We start from the raw sequence: 23074 nt of genomic DNA, 5'->3' as shown, positions 1-23074 counted from the left end.
TATGGCAACGATCGAGACGGCGCAATCAATCTAGAGGAGCGGGTTTCACGCCATTTTGATGAGGCGATTCCACACTTGTTTGAGGGCACGATTGACGGCAATTTTTTCAGCGATCGAGGTGTCTTTCTGATCGAATAGGGGTGCAATTTCTTTGGCTTCTGTTAGCTCAACACCAAAACAGATTAATTGCTGTGTGTAAGATTGTTCCTGAAGTGGATTGCGTCCTTGCACTAACAATTCAAGGTATTCGATATCGGACATTTCTAAATCCACGACGATCGACTGAGAATTCCGCACAGTGCTGTTTCTCCTAAAGGTTTCAGGACAGCATAACAGGTTGCAAGGTAATTGAGCGAAAAAATCATCCCCCTTGCGGAAGATTTACCAGTTCTTGAGTAGAGTTTGCACTTCTGCGAGATCCAGATAGTCGTGAGTAAACGCTTTTTCGAGCAGTTCGATCGGAATGTAAGCATCGTATTTATTGAAGATTAATGTTTCATCTGGCTTGATCAGATCCGATACGCTAGTTGCTCGATCGCTTAAGGACTGAATCTCTGTATATAAATTCTCAAGCTGGCATTTTCCCAGCCGCACGATTAGGAAATACGGCGATCGAGCTTTGATGCTTTTCAATCCCAAGGCATCTTTGGCATAAAAGCGCAGAAATCGTTCTAGCGTGCGAAACGCGATCGTTCCCATCCACGGAAAAATACAGCAAACTTCCTCATCGATTAACTGAATTGGCTTGTGTAAGAGTCCGGTTGATTTTGCCAATTCTCGCGCATCTTGTAGGCGTTGTTTTGCTCCGGGTTGCAAATAAGAATAAAGCGTTGTTTCTTGCAATACCTGTTTAATTCGCTGTAGCACTTTGGAATGAATCTCACCCGTATTACCGCGCCATGAACTTGATGTGACTGATTTTTTGCTTGGCTCAACAGCGATCGTTTTTTTCTTTGCATTCACTTCGATCACTTCCCAAGTTTTTCCAGCGAGCGAAAAACGATCGCCTTCCATGGGTGGAACGATAATACTGCCGATCGCTTTGCCGTTGTATTTGACTAAATATTCCTCGGTGTCCGGGAAGATTGCGTAAAACTTGAAATTGTTGATTAACTTTTCTGCGGCAATTCCCACAATCAAACCGCCTTCTGGAGTGCGCTCCAAGTGATCAATGTCTAATAAGTGCCGCAGGAACAGTCGGAAGTCATCTTGAGAAATCGATCGGAATGGCGGTAACTTCAGAACATTTTGAGCGATCGCGCTCGGTGACAATTCTCCCAACGATGCCAGCGTACTCATCGTTTGGTGATACAGCAAGCTAAAGGGATAGCGCAGGATTCGAGCAGGTTCGATCCACTGTTCTTCTAGATAAAGTTGAATAATGGCGATCGATTGCAACAACTGCCACGGAATTTGTTCAGGTAGGATCTCTTCGCCTGTTGGCTTATCTTCCGCACAGATAAACCGCATTTCTGCAGTATCCCCTCTGCGTCCCGATCGTCCCAACCGTTGCAGAAAACTCGCGACCGATGCAGGCGCTTCTAATTGCAACACGCGATCGAGGTGTCCCAAATCAATCCCCATTTCAAATGTCACAGTCGCCGCCGTCACCGCCATTTTTTCGGGATCGCGCATGGCTTCTTCTGCGGTTTCTCGCAGCGCTGCCGAAATGCTGCCGTGATGGACGTGATAAATATCCGGTGCGCCTTTTGCTTGGGCAATCTCTCGCAGTGCCGCGATCGCTTCTTCGGTTGCCGTTCGCCCGTTGGCAAAAATCAGACTCTTGCGCCCTTCAGTTTGCCGAAACAAATATAGATGATAAGGATTAAAAACCTTGTCGCGGGTGTCTCCTTTAGCGCGAACCACCAAGCCCGGATCATAGAAATGCTCGATCGATAGTTGGAGTTTTCTTGCGGCTCCAGAAATTTTAGGGGTAATGACAGTTTGGGAAGTGTCCGCCTGTAGCCAAGATTCTGCTAGAGAATAATCCCCCAGCGTTGCAGACAGTCCAATCCTCCGAGGTTGGTTGCTAGTAAGCTTTGCAAGCCGTGATAGCTGACACAAAATCTGGCAACCTCGATCGCTGCCAATAAAGGCATGAACTTCATCGATAATCACAAAGCGCAAGTCGCCAAAGATACGATCAATTTCTGCGCTTTTGTTAATAAGTAAACTTTCCAGAGATTCCGGGGTAATTTGTAGAATGCCGCATGGATGAGTGAGCAACTTTTTCTTGCGACTTTGCGCCACATCCCCATGCCACGCCCAAACGGGAAGATCCGCATACTGTAACAGTTCTGTTAATCGATCGAATTGATCATTAATCAACGCTTTAATCGGGCTGATATAGATTGCGCCAACGCTACGGGAAGGATTTTCATGCAATAACGTCAACACAGGGAGAAACGCCGCCTCAGTTTTCCCAGATGCCGTACCTGCGGCGATTAGCAAATGATTATCCGTCTCAAATACAATGCGACAAGCTTCTGCTTGAATTGGACGTAAACTCGCCCAGCCCTGTTGGTAAATATACTCCTGAATAAAAGGCGCTAATCGGTGATACGCACTCTGCATTCTTTTCCCTCAGCCCTCGATCGAATCCCTTGCATCGCCTTACTTTAAAGCAAAGCGGATTTTTGCTGTTTAAACGCTAATTTTTCCAGCAATCTACTCTGACTTGTGCCACTTAATAATCTGTCTCTTGCTTAGTTGAGCCGAGCGCGATCGCTTCGGTACGGTTTGGCTGTCGAGCGCTGACCTATTACTTTCCAAATACACAGACGTTCGACAAATTATCACGGTGCGTTCTCAACGTGCGAAACCCATTGACCTTTAGCAAATTTGGAGATGAACGTGAGCAAACTGAAACAGATTGCCGCTATTGGCGTAGCCGCAGTGCTTGCAGGATACACCGTTCCTACGATCGCTCAGTCGGACAAAAAGCCCGCAAAAACCGCGCCGACTGAACCCACGATGAGTACCCCCGCAACTCCGGGACTTTCTCCGATCTCCAAACCCGAAACCACTCCTCTGAGTTATCCAATCAATTCAACCCCTAGCGCTCCAGAAGCAAGTCCATCCGGTTTAACTCAAACGCCTTCGCTTGCCCCGGCTTCGAGTCCAACCACTCCTGATAGTTCGACGACTTCTGATCCGGCAAAACCCACGCCAACAGACTCCACTCCACCCGGAACGGCTCCGATCGCGCCTTCATCCGATTCACCCACACAGACGGCTCCGGACACGATCACTCCAAACCCTGGCCTCAGTCCCGCCGCTCCTTTGAACACCACTCCGGGAACACCGACGGCTCCGCCCGACGCAACCACTCCCTCAAACCCGACTCCGGCAGCGCCGAGCGACTCAACCACACCGACAACGCCGTCGGCTCCCACAACTGCACCAGCCCCAACCACTCCGGCTGAACAGTCTACTGCCCCCAATACTCAGGTGACTGCAAAAACGATGGTGCTTGAAGGTGAATCCATCACAGGAATCAAAGAAACAAGTTTGCCCTCGATCGGGAATGCTCCTGCCAGATTCACGCTGCCCATTCAAGTGACGGTGGCGCAAGAGGCATCCGTGACCAGCGATACGCCGATCACCGATAAGCTGTCGAAAGATTTAACAGCTTGGGGTGCAGCAGTGGGTGCCTGTTTGCAAGATAAACCCGCGTTTGTGCGCGTGGTTGAAGACCAGAAAGTTCCATTTATGATTAACGGAACAGAAGGTAAAATCCGCCTGAATGCTACTGGTAAGCCTGTCTGTGCAGGATAAATTAGCTGTTTGAATCGTCTTAAAGATGTTGTGGGTCAGGAAAACTCCTGACCCATATTTTTGCCCATATTTTTGTTAGGGTTGCGCGATCGTCGATCGTGAAGGCTCTGCCCCTTGAGATCCAGGGGCTGGGCTCGGTGATGCGGTTGGACTTGGTGGTGCGATATTCAATTGATTGAAGTATTGATACGTCAGCTTTGACATCTGCCGAATCAAATCACCCGCTCGATCGTCATTGTGCGGACGCTTAACCAGGGCTGCCATAAAGTAGCGCTTGCCATTCGGTAAATCGATCATGCCGACATCCCCCAGCACGGTGCCGATGTCTCCAGTTTTATGGGCGATCATTGCATCTTGTCCCAAGCCTTGCGGAATTAAGGAATTATTTCTCACTTTCCGCATAATGTTGAGCATTCGATCTTGCGATCGAGGCGATACCATTTTCCCGCGATGCAGGGCATCCAGCAGCGCCACCATATCATGCGGCGTAGTCAGGTTGGTTCCCTGCAAATCAGGGAGCAGATTTTGAATTTTGGTATGGGTCAGACCCCATGTTTGAAAGCGCTGATTCACCGCATCCTTACCGCCTAAACGATCAAGGATCATATTGGTGGCGGTATTGTCGCTGATCTCGATCATTTTGGCGGCAACCTCGATCGCGGGGATCTGAGAGCCAGCGGGTAAATCTTGCAGATCACCGGATTCTGTGGCGACCAGTTCTTTTCGCATCGTCAGCGGTTCATCAAGCCGGACTTTACCTTCGTCTACCGCTTGGAAAAACGCAACGAGAAGCGGGAATTTGATCGTACTCGCGGCCGCGATCGGCGTAGAGCCGTTAATGTCAATTTGAGCGCGGGTATCCGCATCAACCAGCATGATCCCTGGAGCAAGTTGAGTTTGGGGTGCGATCGCGCTTTGAAGTTGGGGTTTGAGCGCGGTGATTTCCTGACCGAGTTCGAGTTGAACAACAGGCGGAGGAGGCGAGGGTGCAACTTGTTCGGGTTTTTCAGGTTGAGATGAGGCGCTGAATCGGTTGGCTGGGTCAAGGATGGATAAGCTTGTGCCTACAATCACGCCGATTCCTATACCCAGGATTAACAGTCGAGCGCCATAAAGAACGGCTAATGCCGATCTGCTTTTGGGAACTTGGACGATCGGTTTTCGGGGCGGCTGTGGGCGACGCGGTTCTGGAGGCGGCACTACTTCCAGCCGACGGCGCTCGGCTCTAGCGGGTGGGCGCTCTGGGGGGGTGCGAAACGATCGCACCGTTGTTGAAAATTCGCGGGATTGAGCGATCGGGCGTTCTGGGGCGGTTTTACGCAACGGCTTCGTTTCCTGCCGGGTTCGCTCCCGACGACGATCTCCACCCCGACGCGAGGACAGCGAAGTCGGAGGTTGCGAAGGGCGTAATGCCTCTGGGGGGCGGCGACGTGAACGAGAGGCTGATCGTTCGCTGCGGTTAGGATTTGATGCGGCTGGCTCGTCAGTTTCATCCCACATTTACGCTTTTCTCCGTTGGTCAAACAAGGTTAGATTTCAGCGACATTTTACCGAGATTCGGGCAAACGATCGGTTTGAAGTTGAGGACGCTTGATTTACTCTATGTTTTAGGGATTTTACATTGACTTCGGAAAAGTGATCCGTCCGGATCGATCAATCTTTAGCCTTCCGATCGCGGCTTGCCCATTCGACCTGTCGCAGAACGCCCCGCAGCAGAGCAAGCTCAGCTTCTGATAAATTGGCGCGATCAAACACATAGCGAAATTTTTCCATCCGGCTGGCTGCTGTGTGCGGTTGCAGATATCCAATCTCAAGCAGCACGGATTCGAGATGTTGATAAGCGCGATCGAGCGCATCGAGCGAACAGGGAATCGTTTGGGGTTGGGGGGGTAGCGGTGCTTGGAACAGTTCGTAACAGCAGATTGCGACGGCTTGAGCGAGATTGAGCGATCGGTACTGATCGCTCGTCGGGATATAAACAAATCGCTGCGCGTATTTTAATTCGTCGTTACTCAGTCCCCGATCTTCTGAGCCAAATAACAAAGCCGTATTCAGCCCAGGTTCTAATAACCAAGGTAGTGCCTCGCGGGGATGCTCTAGCGGTGCATTAATGCGCGATCGAACGGCGGTGGCGATCGCGCGATGACAGCCGACTAAGGCTTCTGGAATCGAATTCACAATCTGTGTCGCTTCTAAAACGTCGATCGCCCGCATTGCCATTTTTCGCGCATCATCGGATTGCAGATCGCACTGGGGATTCACCAGCACTAACTGGCTCAATCCCATATTTTTCATCACCCGAGCGATCGACCCGACATTCAGCGCTCCCGCAGGCTCGACGAGAACAATTCGGACTTGAGCAGGCATCTCTGACATAGACTTCTAAAATAAACTATCTTACGTCTCGAATCTGTTATGCCGCGCCATCGTGCCAAATCTGATTTACCGACCAAAGTGTGTCCTGTTTGTGGCTTACCGTTCACCTGGCGCAAGAAATGGGCGGACTGTTGGGACGACGTGAAATATTGCTCCGATCGCTGTCGCAAACGCAAGTCGCAAACTAAACCTGAATCCCTGTGATTGCGATGTGATTGAGACATGATAAGCTTTTGTGCTATCTGTCTTGTGCGAGGTCTCTTTCATGTCTGTCGATCGCGTTCAGCCCAAACTGATCATTCACGGGGGAGCCGGGAGTTCGCTCAAGGGAAAAGGCGGCGCAGAAGCGGTTCGGCGATCGCTCTACAAGGTTGTGGAAGAAGTCTACGCACTCCTCCTGGCAGGGGCAACGGCAACCGAAGCAGTTGTCACCGGATGCCAACTGCTCGAAGACGATCCGCGGTTTAATGCAGGAACCGGATCAGTGCTGCAATCCGATGGACAAATCCGCATGAGTGCGGCGTTGATGGATGGAGCGCGGCAGCGATTCAGCGGCGTGATTAACACGTCGCGAGTCAAAAACCCGATCGAGCTTGCTTTATTTCTGCAAACTTCAGACGATCGCGTGCTGTCTGATATTGGCTCTGCGGAACTCTTGCGAGAACTGCAACTGCCGCTTTACGATCCGATGACCGAACTGCGCTTACAGGAATGGATTCAAGAGCGCGAGGGCAACTTTAATCGAGCAATGGCGGGCGTGGTCGCGGAAAAAGAACTGATTTCCGAATCAGCGGGACGAGGCACGATCGGGGTTGTCGCGCTGGATCATCAAGGGCGGATTGCCGTTGGGACATCAACCGGAGGTAAAGGCTTTGAGCGGATCGGACGGGTGAGTGATTCTGCGATGCCTGCGGGAAATTACGCAAACGCAGATGCCGCGATTAGCTGTACTGGGATTGGAGAAGACATTATCGATGAATGTTTAGCCGCTCGGATTGTGATTCGGGTTACAGATGGGCAGTCGCTAGCAAATTCGCTAGAGAAGTCCTTTGGTGAAGCCTATCGAAATCGCCGCGACTTAGGCGCGATCGGTCTTTCCGCAGAGGGTTCGATCGGTTGGGGAAAAACTAGCGAAGTGCTGTTAGCGGCGTATCATACCGGCGATCGTATCGGCGACACTTTAGATCTACCGACTGATCTGCAAACCGGAACTGTGTAATTTCGCAGAACACTGAGTCAAAAATCACTAAACTTGTGCAGATCTACGGATGCGTTGAGGAAAATGCGTAAGTATGCTCTTACGTAGTTTGGCAGTCTACCCAGTAGGGTCGCTTTTTTGGTCTTGCAGTTCCCCCTAGATGCAAGACAGACACATCACAGTTGCAAGCTCTCAAGCCCCTGAGAGTCTTGCTCAGACTTTTCAAAATCTATTGAACGAATTGCAGCAAAAATTAATGCACGATCGCGCCCATTGATCGGTAGCATCAAGATTGCTCTAAATTTTACGGTTTGTGATGAATCCTGCGCTGAGTCAACTTGGAACCGAAATGTCTCGCCTGTCTGGTGTACGGGCGATTATGAAAGACATTATTGAGACACTGCGTGCAGGAGCCGGACAGAGCTTTATCAATCTCAGCGCAGGAAATCCGGTGATTTTGCCGGAAGTTGAGCAGCTTTGGCGCGACTGTACCGCAGAATTACTGGCTAGTCCTGAATATGGCGAGGTCGTCTGCCGCTATGGAGCAAGCCAGGGATATCAGCCTTTAATCGATGCGATCGTTCAAGACTTTAATCAGCGCTATGGGTTGAATTTAAGCGATCGTAACGTCCTGATTACGCCCGGAAGTCAAAGCCTCTATTTTTACGCAGCGAATGCGTTTGGCGGATATACCGCAAGCGGAGAACTCCGAAAAATCGTACTGCCGTTGAGTCCTGATTACACCGGGTATGGCGGCGTTACGCTCACTCCAGAAGCGCTAATCGCGTACAAACCGGAATTAGAAATTGATCAGGAAAATCATCGATTTAAGTATCGTCCGAACTTCAATCAGCTACAAATTGATGAACAGACTGGATGTGTAATCTTCTCACGCCCCTGCAATCCAACTGGAAACGTTTTAAGCAACGACGAAGTGAATAAGATCACTTCGCTTGCAGCAATTCATGATGTCCCAGTTCTGATTGATTCTGCCTACGCACCACCCTTTCCGGCACTGAACTTTACAGAAATGGCACCCTTGTTCGGCGGCAATGTGGTTCACTGCATGAGCTTATCGAAAGCAGGACTTCCCGGAGAGCGTATTGGCATCGCGATCGGAGAACCCGCCATTATTCAAGCGCTCGAATGTTTCCAAACCAATCTCTGCATTCACTCGCCGCGCTATGGACAAGCAATCGCAGCCCGCGCCATTCAATCCGGTCAACTCGCAGACATTTCCGTGAATGTGATTCGTCCGTTTTATCAACGCAAAATTGCCATCGTCGAAGCAACGCTCGATCGCACCCTGCCGCGATCGCTGCCGTGGTTTCTGCATCGAGGTGAGGGAGCAATCTTTGCATGGCTTTGGCTGGATGAATTGCCCATAACCGATTGGGAATTTTACCAAGAACTCAAAAAAGTCGGCGTGATCGTCGTTCCCGGCAGTACGTTCTTCCCAGGTTTACGAGAAGAGTGGCAGCACAAGCAGCAATGTCTCAGAATTAGCCTTACCGGAACAGATACCGAATTACAAACGGCAATGGAACGACTTGCACAAGTCGCACAGCAAGTTTATGGATCATAGAACGCATGGGTTACTTAGAAATCGGTAAAATTGTCGCGGCTCAAGGACTCAAAGGCGAATTGCGCGTTTATCCCAATACGGACTTTCCGGAGCGCTTCGAGGAACCCGGACAGCGCTGGCTTTTGCGTCCTAACCAGACCGAACCCGAGCCGATCGAACTTGTCTCCGGGCGTTACCTGGATGGCAAAGGACTCTACGTGATTCAACTGAAAGGAATTCACGATCGCAACGCGGCTGAAGCGCTGCGAGAGTGCAAACTGCTCGTTCCAGACACCGATCGACTCGAACTCGAAGAGGGTGAATTTCACGTTGCGGATCTGATCGGCTTATCCGTTTATGAGCAAGCGACTCAAGAATTGATTGGAACAGTGAGCGATGTAATTCCAGCAGGACATGACTTACTGCAAGTCACTAAGACAATAGAAGACGGAAAAAATCGGCAAATTTTGATTCCCTTTGTCGAAGCGATCGTCCCGATTGTTGACCTCGATCGACATCGCATCGAAATCACACCTCCGCCCGGATTACTTAATTTATAAGCAGTCTCTAAAACCACAGAGCAGGTGAACTCCTACGATCGGTGGACTAAAACCCCTAACCGCCTACCGTATGATGGATATAATCTCGCCTTTGCCTGACATTTATTTATTCCGGCTCTTCATGACTTCGCAACCTTTTCGATCCCTCAGCGAACACCAGCGACTACCGCAACCCAAAACGGACACCCAATACTATAAGCAGTATTTAGAAACGGTCTGTAATAATGCAACTCTGGCGCTGTTTGTCATGGATGAGCGTCAACAGTGTGTTTATATGAATCCGGCGGCTGAGAAGTTAACGGGGTATGCGCTCTCAGAACTTCAAGGACGGGCGCTACACGATGTGATTCACCACACCCGCCCAGATGGTCGTCCTTATCCGCTCTGCGAATGCCCGATCGATCAGGTGTTTCCCCAAAACAATCAAGAGCAAGGCGAAGAAGTGTTCGTGCATCGAGACGGACACTTTTATCCGGTCGCCTACACCGCTAGCCCAATTCGAGAAGCAGGGCAAACGATCGGCACAGTGATCGAAGTACGCGATATCACTCAGGAAAAACTCAGCGAAAAAGCTCAGCAAGAAGCCAACGAGCGGGAACGGCTTTTACGCCAAGAAGCCGAAGCCGCAAAAGCGCAAACCGAAGCGGTTTTACAAAGTATTACCGATGCGTTTGCCGTTTTCGATCACGATTGGCGCTATACCTATGTCAATTCAGCAGCAACCGAGTTGTTGCAGCGATCCGAAGCGCAACTCATCAGGAATCGGCTTTGGGACGTGTTCCCGGATTTGCTTGGAAGCTCGATCGAGATTGAGTATCACCGAGCCATCCAAGAACAGCGCACGATCGAGTTTGAGTTTTTTTATCCATCCCGAAATCGCTGGTATCTGAATCGGGTTTATCCCTCCGCCACGGAGCTTCGATCTTTGTCACCGATATCACCGATCGCAAGCAAACCGAACAAGCCCTACGTGACAGTGAGACGCGATTTCGCAGCATCTTTGAGTGCAATATGATTCCGATCGCGATTTGGGAAGAAGAGCGCCTCAGCGATGCGAATGATGCCTTCCTCAATCTAGTGGGATATACGCGCTCAGAACTGGAATCCGGGCAACTCAGTTGGAGAAACTTAACGCCTCCAGAGTGGGCAGAGCGGGACAGTCGCGCCTTTACAGAAAGCGTCACTCAAGGATATTGCACCCCTTTCGAGAAGGAATATCTTCACAAAGACGGGCGGCGCATCCCAATTTTGCTCGGTGGCGGCGCGTTTAGTATTGGCTTACCTAGTGGGATTTGCTTTGCGATCGATCTGAGCCAACTCAAACAAACCGAAGCCAATCTAAGAGAAGCTGACGTGCTTTTGTCTTCCGCATTAGCGGCAGGATCGATTTACACGTGGCGCTGGCGAATTCAAGAAGATCTCACTTTCACAAATGCAGCACTTGCCAATTTATTTGGAGTTGACCCGGAAGCCGCTGCGCGAGGACTGCCGATCAAGTTTTTCCTGGATGGAATGCACCCGGACGATCGTGAACCCGTAAGCGCAGCGATTCAAACCGCGATCGCAACGGGTGAGGATTATTTTGCAGAATACCGAGTGCGATCAGCAAGTGGGGCCGAACGTTGGGTCGCAGCGCGGGGACGAGTGGAATACGGTGCAGACGGCACTCCCATCTCTTTCCCAGGCGCACTCTCCGATATTACCGAGCGCAAACAGATCGAAGCGGCACTGCGAGAAGCCGAAGAACGTTTACGACTGGCGATCGAATGTGCAAATTTGGGCACTTGGGATTTTAATCTTGCCACCCAACAACTCACTTGGGATAACGGCTGTAAGGCAATGTTTGGATTGCCGAACGATGCAGAAGTCAGCTATGAACGCTTTGAAACTTTGCTGCATCCCGACGATCGCGATCGGAGTAATCAATCAGTCGAAGCCGCGATCGCACCGCATAGCGCGGGAGATCTCAAGCTTGAGTATCGCGTCATTCGATTCTCAGATGGCATTCAGCGCTGGATTTCAGCGACTGGAAAAGCACTCTTTGATCCGTCTGGACGTGCGATTCGATTGATCGGGACAGTCATTGATATTACGGAAGCGAAACAGCGTGAAGCGGAACGGCAGAAGTTACTCGATCGCGAGAAACTTCTACGCGAACAAGCCGAGCAAGCCAATCGCATCAAGGATGAATTTCTCGCGGTGCTGTCGCATGAGTTGAGAACGCCGCTGAATCCAATTTTAGGCTGGGTGAGGATGCTAAAAGCAGGGAAATGCCCACCTGCGAAAGTGCCGCAAGCCTTAGACACGATCGAGCGCAACGCCCATCTGCAAACTCAACTGATCGAGGATCTCCTGGATGTCTCTCGCGTTCTCCAGGGCAAAATTATGTCAAACAATGACTGGGTCAATCTTGCAGAGACGATCGCAGCAGCAGCAGAGACGGTTCAGTTAGCCGCAGAGTCAAAAGCGATCGACCTCGTGTTCAATCTTGATGCAACGGTTGGCAGGGTAAGAGGCGACGCAAATCGATTGCAGCAGGTGATTTGGAACTTACTCTCGAATGCAGTGAAATTCACACCGAGCGGGGGGCGAGTTGAGGTAATCCTCTCCCAGATTGGCAGCGAGGCGGAAATTCAAGTGCGCGACACTGGAAAAGGAATTCAAGCGGAGGTTTTGCCGCACATTTTCGAGCGATTTTGGCAGGCGGATTCTTCCACGACGCGACAGTTTGGCGGCTTAGGATTGGGACTCGCGATCGCTCGTCACTTGGTTGAGCTACATGGGGGAACCATCTCTGCTGAGAGCTTAGGCGAAGATCAAGGCGCGATCTTTACCGTGAGGTTGCCGATCGCCCACACTTTAGAGCAACCTAGCTCAGCCTTAGAGCCGGTAGAATCACAGGGAGATCTGGCTGGACTCAAAATTCTTGCCGTAGACGACGAAGCGGATAACCTTGATTTTCTGGTGTTCTTATTGGAAACAGCAGGCGCGATCGTTCGGGGAGTTCAATCTGCGTCATCAGCCCTTGAAATCCTGTCTGAATTTGCCCCGGATATCTTGGTCAGCGATATCGCAATGCCCGACCTCGATGGCTATGAACTGATACAGCAGGTTCGGCAAAAGAGCGAAATTCCTGCGATCGCACTCACGGCTTATGCCGGAGAAACGAATCAGCGGCAAATTCTGAAAGCGGGATTTCAGCGGCACTTGGCGAAGCCTGTGGATGTGGATGAGTTAGTGAACGCGATCGTCTCGCTGCTGAAGCGGTAATTGGGGGCGCGATCGCCCCGATCCACTCTATTCCCGCTCCACTCTATTTCAGTGCGGTATTCGCAAATCCGAGCGTGAGCAAGAAGCCGAGAATATGCCCAAAGCTCATGCAAGCTAAGAATCCGCCAACGCTGATGCTGTTGAACAGAGATTTAGAAAAAGGTAGCGGCATTCTTGCGCCTGTGTGCGGATATTTAATGGTGCGCGATCCGATGAGTAACACTAACAGGCAAGCTCCAACAATAAAGGGGGTTCCTTGCCAGTTCCAGAGGTTGCCAGAGGGCGGTTGTTGAAAGGCAGCAGCAACGAGATTCAACATAAAGCGTAACTCCATAATGGTACTGGGACTATCATTTGACGATCGCTGTACTCTTCGCGTCTTTCTCAGTGGGGGATTTCGGCTCTATCCAAAGATAGGGACGCAGTTTTTGATGCGATGATTCAAGAAGTAGAATCTTTAATTCACCATGCAAGCTTGGGAACTATCGCGCACTACGTTGAGTTGGGGACAGAAAACCTACATTATGGGTGTTTTGAACGTGACACCCGATAGCTTTAGCGACGGCGGACAGTTTAATTCGCTCCAGAGCGCGATCACTCAAGCTGAACAAATGGTTAAAGACGGTGTAGACATTCTCGATATTGGTGGACAATCTACTCGTCCAAACGCTGACGAAGTCTCATTGCAAGAAGAACTCGATCGCGTACTGCCCATTATCGAGGCAATTCGTCAGCGATTTGAGACTCCAATTTCAGTCGATACCACGCGATCGCAGGTGGCAAAAGCCGCGATCGCAGTGGGAGCAGATATGATCAACGATATTTCCGGTGCAGTCTTCGATGCAGAAATGCTTACAGTCGTTGGCAAATTAGGAGTTCCAATCATTTTGATGCACATGCGAGGAACACCGAAAACCATGCAGTCGTTAACCGAGTATGACAATCTCATTCAAGAGATTTGTGATTTCTTACAGGAACGCATCCAAAGCGCGATCGCACAGGGAATTAACCAGATCATGATTGATCCAGGAATTGGATTTGCGAAAAAATATGATCAAAATTTGGAAATTCTGCGGCGATTACAAGACTTTAAATCTTTGAATTGTCCGATTTTAGTCGGAGCCTCGCGCAAAAGCTTTATCGGGCAGATTCTCGATCAGCCTGATCCGAAACAGCGAGTTTGGGGAACCGCTGCCGCCTGTGTCAGCGCGATCGCCAATGGAGCCGATGTTGTTCGCGTTCACGATGTTGCAGAAATGCGCGATGCTTGTCACGTTGCTGATGCGATTTGGCGAAATTCCTAAGCCTCACCGTCGAGATTGCCACGATTGCGAGGTTCTTCAACTTGTCCCATTAGCTCCGTCACCGCTTCACTCAACGCGCGTGGATCCATAAACACAATTTTAGAGTTATCGCTCTTACCGATTTCCATACTTGCTGAGACATAATCCTTTGCTACCAGATAGCGGAGTACATCTTCTGCATTCATTTGTCCCTGGAGCGCCTGAGCGAGCTGCTGAATCGATTCGACCGTTCCTTGAGTACGAGTCAGTTCGGCTGCCTTTTCTGCCTTTGCTGCCCGCTCTTTCTCTAACGACTCCCGCAGTGCTTGCGAAATCTGAAACTCTTGCACCTCAACGCGAATTACCTTCACGCCCCAGTTTGCAGTGGACTGATCTAACTCGCGCAATAGTGCTTTATTAATCGCGGCTGAAGAAGAAAAGAGTTGTTCTAGTGTCAGCAGCCCAATCTCGTTCCGCAAAGTTGAGATCACAATCTGCTTCAGCGACTCTTGCAGATCTTCGACCGCATAATAAGCCTTCTGCAAATCGAGAATCTGCCACGATACGATCGCGTCGACTTCAATCGGCACATTGTCTTTGGTAAATGCCCGCTGGGGATCGATGTCTAAAAGTTGCTCCCGCACCGTTTCCACTAATACCGTATCTAGAAACGGAATGACCACATTCGGCCCTGGATTGAGGGTACGTTCATATCTTCCAAGTCGCTGCACGATCGCTTGATCACCTTGCTCAATGACGCGGATTGAGCCAATTACACCGCCTAACAGAATCAGACAGAATGCACCAATAATTTCAAGCATAGATCGCGCTCCCGCCAAACCAGAGTTTTAATGATTTCAAAAATAGAGATTGCAAATTTAGTCTAATCGCTCTCCTTGAAAATGTTGCAGATTCAAGCGCGAAATTCAAGATCGATCAACGTTTCTCCTGATACTATTTTGCCGTTCTTGGCGAGTTCGTGCTATCCGCGAACTGATTTTCCAATTCCTTTGAGAATTCCCCGTCCAATCAGCCCGATCCCCCGTCCGATCACTTCAGTCAACAGATAGACAATTCCACTGCCAAGAAATGCGATCGTACTTCTTAATCGTGGAGAAATTGCATCGCGAGTTTCTAGCGCCAGCGTGACTGCTAATTGTACTCCGGAAAGCGTTTCGAGTTCTTCAGTTCTGGGGGAATAGATGGTAATGCGATCGATGCCATATTCGCTGAAGATAAAGAGGCGATAACGGCTTTCAAACATCGCTTTTGGCTCATTAAAAAATCGCTCGACTCGAAATCGCCAGGATAAATCATTGCGGAATCGCTCAATTTCACGAGTGGATAATCGACGACGATCATAGAAGTTTTGCTTGATTGATTCTAGGTTAGAAAATTGATTCAGTAGGGGTTGAATTACGGCATTTGCAAGCTGAATCATTAGGTTTTCCAGCAAATCGATCGCGCGATCGCGGGCTTCAAGGGTGCCCACTTCGTAGAGCGTTTGATCAACAATCAGCGGTGATTCAAACAGCAAATGTTCAAAAATTGCCTGTGTCAGCGGGATTTGATCTAGAATCTGCGATCGCACCATGTCTCTTTGTGCAAGCAGCGCGGTTACGATTTCAAGATCGCGCTTTTTCACCCGCACCATCGAATAGCGTCCGAAAAATTGGATGACGATCGTTTGCCACAAATCACATAAAATCTCAGATTGCTTCGCTGCAAGTTGATCTGATTGAATCTGAGAAAATCTCAATTCATCGAGTAATTCTTCTAACTGTCGCAAAATCGTAAAGAACAATTCCCGTTTTTTTTCTAATCTCAAGATGTCAATTTCTAAAGGAATATTCGTTAGATTATCGAGATTAGATTGAAGTTTTGCAGCGATGCGATCGAGCAGTTCTCCTCGCCATACTTTCGGTTGCGGCGCTTCTGGAACAATTTCTGAGGTTTGAGGATCTGGAGTCGCAGATTCAAGTGGAACGATCGCGCCTCTTTTGGGTTGGATCTGTTCAGGCGGTAAGGCTTTTTGCACCAACCATCGCGCTGCTTTCAGTTCTCGTCGTCGTCCGGTCAGAAAAATCCGATCCAAGGTTGAAAGAGTTACCGATCGCAATTGTGCATCAATGTCATTCAATGCCGCATCGATTTGAGCGAGTCCTGACGATCGCCAATTTTGCCGAATCACCTTAGCAACACTAATTGATTGCGATCGCGTCCCCTGGAGCGTTAACTGCTGCAACACCTCCGATCGCCAATAGTTCTGCCGCGCTGTAATCTGCCGAATTGCCGTGACAAACTCAGCAATCGAACTCCCTTTAGGACAGTAGCCTTCGATCCCCGCCTGAAATGCCGCGGCTAATTCTGGCTCAGGCAATGGCTCGATCAGCAAAATTGGCACGGTCGGATACTGCGCTTTTACCTGTTGAGCAAATTCGCTGTCGATTCCGATCAAAATGCCATCTAAGCGATCGCGCCCCAATTCTGCCAAATTGCGAGTCGCGATCGCGATCGATTCTGCTTCCGCAACGATGCGAAACTCTGGAAACCGGCTCAAACAATTGAGCAAGCCCGATCGAAACACCGGATCTCGCTCCACAATCATCAATCGCGCCACCCCAGCTAAACTATTCATCCATTCGTTAGCAAGTTTGTTTTGATTAAACAGTTTAGCGACCCGTTGCACAAGCTACGGAAATTGCTTAGGGCGTTGGCTCCGGAGAAGCAGGCGGCGTTGGCTCTGACTCGGTAGAATCCGGAGCAGGAGACGGCTCAACCGGAGCGCTATAACTCGGAGCCATATCTCGCTGCCGCCATATCTCTGCCCGCTCTGCTGCCCATTGCCCGATCGCACTCCTTGCTTCCCCATATAAAGGTCGTCCGGGCGTAATTCCCGATGCTGCATCGATCGCCCGCGTCAGGTAGCCCTGATTTGCCAAACTCGTTGCCTGAGCCAGTAGCGATCGATCTTCCGCAAGCTGAATCTGATATACCCACTCTCCGATCAAGCCTTGCGCCTCGTTGTATAGCGCGCGTCCCGGTCGAATACCTCCTGCCACCGTGATTGCCTGTCCGAGTTGTCCAGTTTGTGCGATCGCTTTGGCGTTGTTAATAATCGGACGATCTTCGATAATTTCGATCTGATTTGTCCAATCCGCGATATAGGTTTGCGCCTCGATTCGCAGCGAACGCTTAGGTTTGACCAGCGTGGCCATTGCAACCGCCGATCGCAAATTGCCAATCTTGCCCGATTTCGCGACCTGTTGAGCGCGAGCGAGTACGGGGCGGTCTTGCATCGACTGTAGCTCTTTCCGCCACTGTGCGATCAAGGTTTGCGCGTGCAGTCGTCCCGGACGCTTTGCCTGGATTGATGCCGCTTGAGCGATCGCGGCTTCTAACAGTGGGATCTGCTGAAGATTCGCGATCGTGCTTGCTACATTCAACTGCATCAAATCCTGGGTCTGTTGCTCCAAGCGCGGGATCAACACTTTTGCTCGTGAAGCAAATGGACTTTGGGGATCAATTTGCTTCACGAGATGAGTCGCCATCATCAGGGGGGCGATCCGCTCTAGCCCAGGAGTGTTGTATTGATTGATCGTCTCAATTTCTCGCGCCCGCACCAACTGCACCAAATCCTGGTTGGCGCTCGTTAGCTTGATGCTTTCGGGAATCGAGTTAATCAACCGACTCGCTTCAGGAATGTTCTGCTGATCGAATTGCACGATCGCCAGTTGAAAGATTGTATTACGCCAGCGCACGACCTCTTGATTTGCCTGCAACGTCCAGACAAAAGTTTTACGATCGATCGGATTTGTCAGCGCGATCGCTTGTCCTAGCTGACTCGGTGAATTCGATTTAGCAAAATTCCGCGCATCGGTAAGCGCTTTCCAGGCTTTACGCTCATTGTTTGACTGTTCGCGAATCTCACCTAAACGGTCTTGCCAACCGGGATCGTTCACTAGCGCCAATTGCGCCATTTCTTCTGAGGCTTTGTTCCAATCTTGCTTCTTCAGCGCATCGACAATCTTGACGTAGATCGCTTCTCCGCGCCGATATTCCTCTGTCCAGCGCTCGATCGCCGCCTGAGCCTCTTTGTAAATCGGACTCGTCTTCGGAATTTGATTGGCTAAGGACACTGCCCCCTTAATATCTCGCTGTCCAACTCGATCCCGCGCTAGAATCAGCAGTGCATTCGACCAATCTTGCAGCAGCGATCGCGATTGGGCATACAGGGGATGCTCGGTTGTCCAATCCTTGACCAGATTAATTGATGCCAGAATTTGATCGGCTTTACCGGATTGCGCTGCTTGCTGAGCGCAAGACAATTGCTCTGACTCAAGCGATTGTGCCGTCACTTGCTTACAGTCCACCGCAGGGGGAACCTTCGACAGCCACCAGAACGCGATCGCTCCAGTTCCGCCAAAAACACCTAAAATTCCCAGCCAAATCAACTGCCATTTCCAAGCACTCGCGATCGCCGCCGTTCGTCGCGCGATCGCCCGTGTGGCTGAAGACGCAGTTCTCGTCGCCCGCTGACCAATCTTGGCGACCTTACGCTGATTGGGGGGCGATTTGCGGCGTTTTGGCTGCGTGGGCGGATGGCTCTCAAGGAGAGCGGTAGAATTCTCAGGCGGACGATCGGTCGAAGTAGGCGGATGCAATTTTGTGGACTTCGGCTTCTGGAAGGCTTGAAGCCCTTGAAGCCATTGAGGAGTGGTTTTTCTAGCCATTGTCGCTGCGAACCTTTATCAGGCGGCGGGTCAGAGTCTCGGATATTCTACAGGCGATTTTGCCAATGGAACCCTTGATGCGGATTGCTTTTACAAGTTCCGCACGAAAAACTAGCGTTTCCGGGAGTTACGACAAAAACGCCACTTACAATTCTTTACAATTTGCAAGCAGCGTAATGGCTAAATTGACAAAATGAAATTCACAGACTCGCTGATGAATTTCTGGCTTTCAGTTCTAAAGAAAGGACGATCGCTGTAAAAAATAGCTCTAACTCGTTGATTTCTACTGCGCTCGATAGCCATAGAAATCAATGTGATATTCTGTGATCCGCACACCCGTCTTTGCTTCTACCTGTCGAATGATTTCTTCAGGAAGCTCGATGTGAACATCTAAAATCTGCTGCGTGTCCAGACAATTCACATGGCTATGAGCATCGCTAACATTGCCATACAGTCGCCCATCCGATCGCTCAATACACTCGATGATCCCCTGCTCAGACAGCGCTTCTAGATTCTGATAGACCGAGGTATGCCCAATCTCTTTGCCCTGGCGATTCAGGCGATCGTAGATCTCTCGCGCCGATAAATGTTCCTGATCTTGCCAAAGCAATTCAAGAATAAATCGACGCTGGCGGCTGAGACGCATCCCAAGGCGTTGACAGCGTTCGATCGCATCGTCGAGGCAGCGAATCGGTTTAAGGTCTGATGTCAGTTCGGTGTTCATCGTTAAGTGGCAATGCTAAGGAATTTGTTGTTAACGAACCATCTCGATCGTGAAACTGTTAGAAAGTACAACTGTAAATGAAAGTTTTATTCGTTTTCTGAAGGCTTCGATACCCTATCAAATGATAGAGGTTAGCTCATCTGATCTATCTCTAGTTCTATCACAAGCTAAAGTAAACTCGCTACAACTTTGCTTTGAAGAGTTCGAGTTGTTAAACTAAATGTTCTAATTTTGTTCGAGGACACCGTGACGCATTCTTCCGCAAAGCCATCGAAAAAATCAGCAGGCATTCCCTCGGCAAGCTGGGAGATCGACCTACTTCCGGGTCTTGCTGCCGATGATGCAACTCGACTGAACGATCGTCACATTCACACAACGCTAGACTTGTTTAAACTGGGTAAAACGCAAGATCAGAGAAACCTTTTAGCAACTGAACTACAAGTGCCAATTCGCCAACTGAACAAATGGGTTGCCCTTGCCGACCTCGCCCGTATCCCTAGTGTGGGCTGTGAGTACGCTGGACTGCTCCTTCACGCAGGCATTGCCTCACCTCTACAGCTGGGGCAAACTTCGATCGGTCAACTCCACCGCCAACTGCTGCGGCTTTACGTTTCCACGATGCAACGGCGCGATCTCTGTCCTACGACAGATTACATCGGCTTGTGGATTCATCAAGCGCGAAGCCTACGGTAATTCAAGAATTTCATCTACGCGATCGTATCCCTGCTTCACAGTCTGGGGAACTCTGAAAATGCAGATGCCCGGATTGCACTTTAATCCGGGTACCAAAACATTCCTTTGATTCCCTCTGGATCTTGCATGAATCCCAAATTTCGATAGAAATTGACTACATGCGGATCAGCGAACAAAGTGATATTACTGATATCCTCGCTCCGAAGCTTCTTAATCATGAACTTCATCAACGCTTTCCCTAGCCCCTTGCCCTGGAAATCCGGATGCACTACGACATCCCAGATCGTTGCGTTAAACGCATGGTCAGAAGTCGCCCGTGCGAATCCGACCAGTCGCCGCGACGCACCTCGCTGCTCCCACATTGTTGCCACTAGAAAGCTATGCTGAATCGCTTTCTTCACCTTTCTCAAGGGGCGACGCGACCAGCCCACCGCATCGCACAGCTCCTCTAGCTCGTAAAGATCAATCTCTCGCTCTGTTGAGAAAAAGACCCGCGAGTTGGCGCGATCGCCTGTCGTTGTTCCTTCTGTTGATCCGGGGACAACATAACTCTCCGTCGAGGCTGGTTTCTCGATCGAAGCATCCGTGCTACTAAATAAGCTTTTCCAAAAACCCATGCCAAGGTCATCACAGTGAAGCAGTAATAGCTAGTATATCTCTCGGATTTGAGTTGCATTCTCCTGATTTTGGGGAAATGTTAGCAATTGTCAGTCTCCTTATCGATATTTTTTAGTTTCGACTTATTTATCTGCGTGTCGTTGAGCAGCGGTCTCCTCCACTATGGCTTTGGGTCTAAAATCCTCTACGTTAGAACTGTTAAAGCGCTTTAATCGGGCGTTCCCCCAGTTTTATGAGCAGTTCGTCAGCAGCGAAATTCAACTGCAAAATCTCCGATTGGCTTATCAACTGTATAAGTCAAAACAAGCCGTGATCGAGCTAAAAACCGAGGGAACAAAAAGTGCGCTGCATTTTGCCTACCGCAACCAGTCCTTTTTGCTCAGCGATATTTTCGGGGTTTTGGCAGCTTATGGCTTGACAATTCACAGTCTCAGCCTGTATGGGCAAATCTACCCACCAATGCTGGTGTTCATTAAGCTGATTGTGTCGCGCAGCGGCAAAGCCCTGACCGACAAGACGGCTGAAAATGTCTGTCGGGCGATTCGAGAAGCCTTGGCGGGACGGTTTGAAGTCGAAGAAATGCTGGCTGTTGAGTTTAACCTGGATGCAGGACTAGAACAGGTTGAGACTGAGTTCTATGTCGATCCAGTCTTCCACCTGCCCGCGCTGCTAATTGAAGCAGATAATCAGCCTGGATTGTTTTACAAAGTGATGTACGCAATCTGGCAGGAAGATTTGCTGGTCGTGAATGCGAATTTGCTCGTTTGGCGTGGACGAACGCGGCTAATTTTGTACTTATTAGGCCCGAATGAAAGTTTAATTCCTGAGTATCTCGGTCAAAAGATTGCTGAAGGTGTGAAGCAGCGATTACTGGGACGACGATTTTAGTTTGATTCTCCAAGATTCGCGATCGCTCACGCAACGATCGACCCGCAGCCTTTGGGAACTTTTCTTGGAGGCATTCGTCTACTTGCTACTCCAGCTTGGGTATTTTTAGTCAACGGTCTAAAAATAATCCTCTTAATCGCTTCGCACGCTAAGATTAACGAGAATTCTAGCGATTTCTCTAAAAAACTTCTGCCAATTTAAATCCGATAAGCTAAAATTTTGGGTTTTGACAGTCACAAGTAGACTAAAATTTTTCGTTGAAATTCAGCAAGTTCGTAGATTGGCAAAAGTTGATCGAACCGATAAGAGGTCAAGCTAAGCAGAGATTAGATTGCGTTATCAATTTGGGCGCCTGTCGATCGTAAATCTGCCAAGATTGCGAATAATCTAAATATTTCTTCAAATATCGCCAAATTCTTGAATTCCGTATGATACAGCGATTGTAAATTTACTTCCTAACCCACAAATTAGAATTTCAAGTTTAGAATCGAGAGGTACAATTTGCAGAAGCTAAGCAACTTAATGAAATGGCTGTTTTAAGAAAAGCGCATAGGCTGCTGGGTGCTATTTACACAGTGCAGTCAAGATGAAGACTGAATATTGCCCTATGATCTTAAGCACCGATTTCTTAAAATTGTTTAACTCAAAGCGATGCCGATTCGCTCAGTCTACGATCGAATTGTGAAGCTCATTCAGGCTGACAACTTAAATATCAATTCAAATGTTAGTTGTCATTTGAGTTGTGGAGTTGTTCAGTGTGTTTGTGCCAAGTTGCAATTCGAGCCAGTTTAATATTTCACGCTGAAGGATTAACCCTTTAGAGGGACGGCAACCTCCGATATGTGATTGTTAATCTAGGAAGCAAAGCTGAGTTTTCGATCTTCGTGTCGCTTTCTCAAGCAAGTGATTTGTCGCATACCTGGAATCAGACAGATGAAATTTGAGGATATTTACCAATTTTTCAAAGATCCGCCACCTTTCTATCTCAATAAAGAACTGGCGGTCTGTTACGTTCTCGCCGTCCTCTTGCGGGGAGATTCTTACGGAACTGAATTAATTCAACTGCTTGAAACAGAATATCCGCTGTATCGACTATCAGACACAGTTCTCTACAGTGCCTTGAAGTTTCTTGAGGATGAAGAAATGGTCACAGGCTACTGGAAAAAAGTCGAAGGTCGGGGTCGTCCCCGTCGCATGTATCAGATTAAATCTGAAGCCATGCCGCAGGCACAGGATCTTGCTCGACTCTGGCGCGAATATGCCGTTAAACGCGAAACCGCGCACGAGAATTCAGGAGTTCCTCAGGTTAGTGGGGCTGAGAAATAAGCAGCGGAGTTCTATCGATGTCCCGTTGTTGTCTAAACTGATGGTGTAATTGGGATTGCTCTTT

21 protein-coding genes are annotated in these 23074 nt (G+C 49.4%); 11 read left to right on the top strand and 10 right to left on the bottom strand.

Going from position 1 to position 23074, the window contains the following annotated elements; genetic code table 11:
* Positions 1-45 precede the first annotated feature (45 nt).
* Together NC980_RS15925 and NC980_RS15920 are read right to left on the bottom strand one after the other, a co-directional pair.
* Positions 46-297 (bottom strand): hypothetical protein, encoded by a 252-nt coding sequence (locus tag NC980_RS15925; RefSeq protein ID WP_190378129.1) that lies wholly within the window; start codon positions 295-297, stop codon positions 46-48.
* An 84-nt stretch (positions 298-381) separates the two neighbouring features.
* The gene (locus NC980_RS15920; RefSeq protein ID WP_190378128.1) at positions 382-2574 is read right to left on the bottom strand and encodes a DEAD/DEAH box helicase; all 2193 of its coding nucleotides are present in this window, start codon (positions 2572-2574) and stop codon (positions 382-384) included.
* A gap of 279 nt (positions 2575-2853) precedes the next feature.
* Between NC980_RS15920 and NC980_RS15915 the strand changes: the two genes are divergently transcribed.
* Positions 2854-3777, top strand: a complete 924-nt coding sequence (locus NC980_RS15915) for a hypothetical protein (RefSeq protein ID WP_190378127.1) — start codon at positions 2854-2856, stop codon at positions 3775-3777.
* Between the two features lie 75 nt (positions 3778-3852).
* Here NC980_RS15915 and NC980_RS15910 read toward each other — a convergent pair whose 3' ends face one another.
* A complete protein-coding gene (locus NC980_RS15910) occupies positions 3853-5277 on the bottom strand; it encodes a serine hydrolase (protein WP_190378126.1) in 1425 nt (474 codons plus the stop codon).
* 153 nt (positions 5278-5430) lie between these two features.
* Entirely contained in the window at positions 5431-6153 is a 723-nt protein-coding gene (locus tag NC980_RS15905) for an RNA methyltransferase (protein WP_347272686.1), read from the bottom strand.
* Between the two features lie 39 nt (positions 6154-6192).
* Between NC980_RS15905 and NC980_RS15900 the strand changes: the two genes are divergently transcribed.
* The 6 genes from NC980_RS15900 to NC980_RS15875 all read left to right on the top strand — a co-directional run bounded on the left by NC980_RS15900 (position 6193) and on the right by NC980_RS15875 (position 12745).
* Positions 6193-6357 (top strand): DUF2256 domain-containing protein, encoded by a 165-nt coding sequence (locus NC980_RS15900; RefSeq protein ID WP_190378125.1) that lies wholly within the window; start codon positions 6193-6195, stop codon positions 6355-6357.
* A 61-nt stretch (positions 6358-6418) separates the two neighbouring features.
* Positions 6419-7372 carry an isoaspartyl peptidase/L-asparaginase gene (locus NC980_RS15895; RefSeq protein ID WP_190378124.1) on the top strand — a complete coding sequence of 318 codons (954 nt, stop codon included), beginning with the start codon at positions 6419-6421 and terminating at the stop codon, positions 7370-7372.
* A gap of 295 nt (positions 7373-7667) precedes the next feature.
* A complete protein-coding gene (locus tag NC980_RS15890) occupies positions 7668-8936 on the top strand; it encodes a valine--pyruvate transaminase (RefSeq protein ID WP_190378123.1) in 1269 nt (422 codons plus the stop codon).
* 5 nt (positions 8937-8941) lie between these two features.
* Positions 8942-9475, top strand: coding sequence for a ribosome maturation factor RimM (rimM, locus tag NC980_RS15885; RefSeq protein ID WP_190378122.1), 534 nt, complete (start codon positions 8942-8944; stop codon positions 9473-9475).
* A gap of 121 nt (positions 9476-9596) precedes the next feature.
* On the top strand, positions 9597-10490 hold the full coding sequence (locus tag NC980_RS15880; protein ID WP_199298637.1) for a PAS domain-containing protein: 894 nt from the start codon (positions 9597-9599) through the stop codon (positions 10488-10490).
* A complete protein-coding gene (locus NC980_RS15875) occupies positions 10487-12745 on the top strand; it encodes a PAS domain-containing protein (RefSeq protein WP_190378120.1) in 2259 nt (752 codons plus the stop codon). Before NC980_RS15880 ends, NC980_RS15875 begins: the two co-directional genes overlap by 4 nt.
* Positions 12746-12788: 43 nt before the next feature.
* Here the strand turns inward: NC980_RS15875 and NC980_RS15870 are convergent, their stop codons facing one another.
* Positions 12789-13064 (bottom strand): photosystem I reaction center subunit X, encoded by a 276-nt coding sequence (locus NC980_RS15870; protein WP_190378119.1) that lies wholly within the window; start codon positions 13062-13064, stop codon positions 12789-12791.
* A gap of 148 nt (positions 13065-13212) precedes the next feature.
* Between NC980_RS15870 and folP the strand changes: the two genes are divergently transcribed.
* On the top strand, positions 13213-14049 hold the full coding sequence (gene folP, locus NC980_RS15865; protein ID WP_190378118.1) for a dihydropteroate synthase: 837 nt from the start codon (positions 13213-13215) through the stop codon (positions 14047-14049).
* On the opposite strand, the gene NC980_RS15860 is transcribed toward folP, so the two are convergent.
* The 4 genes from NC980_RS15860 to NC980_RS15845 all read right to left on the bottom strand — a co-directional run bounded on the left by NC980_RS15860 (position 14046) and on the right by NC980_RS15845 (position 19485).
* On the bottom strand, positions 14046-14849 hold the full coding sequence (locus NC980_RS15860; protein WP_190378117.1) for a paraslipin: 804 nt from the start codon (positions 14847-14849) through the stop codon (positions 14046-14048). The two genes, folP and NC980_RS15860, sit on opposite strands and share 4 nt — an antisense overlap.
* Positions 14850-15010: 161 nt before the next feature.
* Positions 15011-16666, bottom strand: a complete 1656-nt coding sequence (locus tag NC980_RS15855; RefSeq protein WP_190378116.1) for a DUF3685 domain-containing protein — start codon at positions 16664-16666, stop codon at positions 15011-15013.
* Positions 16667-16733: 67 nt separating this feature from the next.
* Positions 16734-18761 carry a hypothetical protein gene (locus tag NC980_RS15850; protein WP_190378115.1) on the bottom strand — a complete coding sequence of 676 codons (2028 nt, stop codon included), beginning with the start codon at positions 18759-18761 and terminating at the stop codon, positions 16734-16736.
* A gap of 283 nt (positions 18762-19044) precedes the next feature.
* Positions 19045-19485: a Fur family transcriptional regulator gene (locus NC980_RS15845; RefSeq protein WP_190378114.1), complete on the bottom strand. Its 441-nt coding sequence runs from the start codon at positions 19483-19485 to the stop codon at positions 19045-19047.
* 246 nt (positions 19486-19731) lie between these two features.
* Between NC980_RS15845 and NC980_RS15840 the strand changes: the two genes are divergently transcribed.
* Positions 19732-20178, top strand: a complete 447-nt coding sequence (locus tag NC980_RS15840; protein ID WP_190378113.1) for a DUF4332 domain-containing protein — start codon at positions 19732-19734, stop codon at positions 20176-20178.
* Positions 20179-20258: 80 nt separating this feature from the next.
* On the opposite strand, the gene NC980_RS15835 is transcribed toward NC980_RS15840, so the two are convergent.
* The gene (locus tag NC980_RS15835) at positions 20259-20795 is read right to left on the bottom strand and encodes a GNAT family N-acetyltransferase (protein ID WP_190378112.1); all 537 of its coding nucleotides are present in this window, start codon (positions 20793-20795) and stop codon (positions 20259-20261) included.
* Between the two features lie 163 nt (positions 20796-20958).
* Here NC980_RS15835 and NC980_RS15830 point away from each other — a divergent pair, with 163 nt between their 5' ends.
* Both NC980_RS15830 and NC980_RS15825 read left to right on the top strand, forming a co-directional pair.
* Positions 20959-21684: a hypothetical protein gene (locus NC980_RS15830; protein ID WP_190378111.1), complete on the top strand. Its 726-nt coding sequence runs from the start codon at positions 20959-20961 to the stop codon at positions 21682-21684.
* Between the two features lie 933 nt (positions 21685-22617).
* Positions 22618-23010 carry a PadR family transcriptional regulator gene (locus tag NC980_RS15825; protein WP_190378110.1) on the top strand — a complete coding sequence of 131 codons (393 nt, stop codon included), beginning with the start codon at positions 22618-22620 and terminating at the stop codon, positions 23008-23010.
* Positions 23011-23074: the final 64 nt, after the last annotated feature.

This window comes from Leptolyngbya sp. AS-A5 (assembly GCF_039962495.1).
Taxonomy (GTDB): Bacteria; Cyanobacteriota; Cyanobacteriia; order Leptolyngbyales; family Leptolyngbyaceae; genus Leptolyngbya.
The sequence above is the reverse complement of the archived record's forward strand: the minus strand, read 5'-3'. Positions and strand labels throughout refer to the sequence as shown.

Coding starts and splice junctions, on each gene's coding strand:
- NC980_RS15920 (WP_190378128.1), bottom strand. CDS start 2,574: ATGCAGAGTGCGTATCACCGATTAGCGCCTTTTATTCAGGAGTATATT.
- NC980_RS15910 (WP_190378126.1), bottom strand. CDS start 5,277: ATGTGGGATGAAACTGACGAGCCAGCCGCATCAAATCCTAACCGCAGC.
- NC980_RS15905 (WP_347272686.1), bottom strand. CDS start 6,153: ATGTCAGAGATGCCTGCTCAAGTCCGAATTGTTCTCGTCGAGCCTGCG.
- NC980_RS15900 (WP_190378125.1), top strand. CDS start 6,193: ATGCCGCGCCATCGTGCCAAATCTGATTTACCGACCAAAGTGTGTCCT.
- NC980_RS15895 (WP_190378124.1), top strand. CDS start 6,419: ATGTCTGTCGATCGCGTTCAGCCCAAACTGATCATTCACGGGGGAGCC.
- NC980_RS15890 (WP_190378123.1), top strand. CDS start 7,668: ATGAATCCTGCGCTGAGTCAACTTGGAACCGAAATGTCTCGCCTGTCT.
- rimM (WP_190378122.1), top strand. CDS start 8,942: ATGGGTTACTTAGAAATCGGTAAAATTGTCGCGGCTCAAGGACTCAAA.
- NC980_RS15880 (WP_199298637.1), top strand. CDS start 9,597: ATGACTTCGCAACCTTTTCGATCCCTCAGCGAACACCAGCGACTACCG.
- NC980_RS15875 (WP_190378120.1), top strand. CDS start 10,487: ATGATTCCGATCGCGATTTGGGAAGAAGAGCGCCTCAGCGATGCGAAT.
- NC980_RS15870 (WP_190378119.1), bottom strand. CDS start 13,064: ATGTTGAATCTCGTTGCTGCTGCCTTTCAACAACCGCCCTCTGGCAAC.
- folP (WP_190378118.1), top strand. CDS start 13,213: ATGCAAGCTTGGGAACTATCGCGCACTACGTTGAGTTGGGGACAGAAA.
- NC980_RS15860 (WP_190378117.1), bottom strand. CDS start 14,849: ATGCTTGAAATTATTGGTGCATTCTGTCTGATTCTGTTAGGCGGTGTA.
- NC980_RS15855 (WP_190378116.1), bottom strand. CDS start 16,666: ATGAATAGTTTAGCTGGGGTGGCGCGATTGATGATTGTGGAGCGAGAT.
- NC980_RS15850 (WP_190378115.1), bottom strand. CDS start 18,761: ATGGCTAGAAAAACCACTCCTCAATGGCTTCAAGGGCTTCAAGCCTTC.
- NC980_RS15845 (WP_190378114.1), bottom strand. CDS start 19,485: ATGAACACCGAACTGACATCAGACCTTAAACCGATTCGCTGCCTCGAC.
- NC980_RS15835 (WP_190378112.1), bottom strand. CDS start 20,795: ATGGGTTTTTGGAAAAGCTTATTTAGTAGCACGGATGCTTCGATCGAG.
- NC980_RS15830 (WP_190378111.1), top strand. CDS start 20,959: ATGGCTTTGGGTCTAAAATCCTCTACGTTAGAACTGTTAAAGCGCTTT.
- NC980_RS15825 (WP_190378110.1), top strand. CDS start 22,618: ATGAAATTTGAGGATATTTACCAATTTTTCAAAGATCCGCCACCTTTC.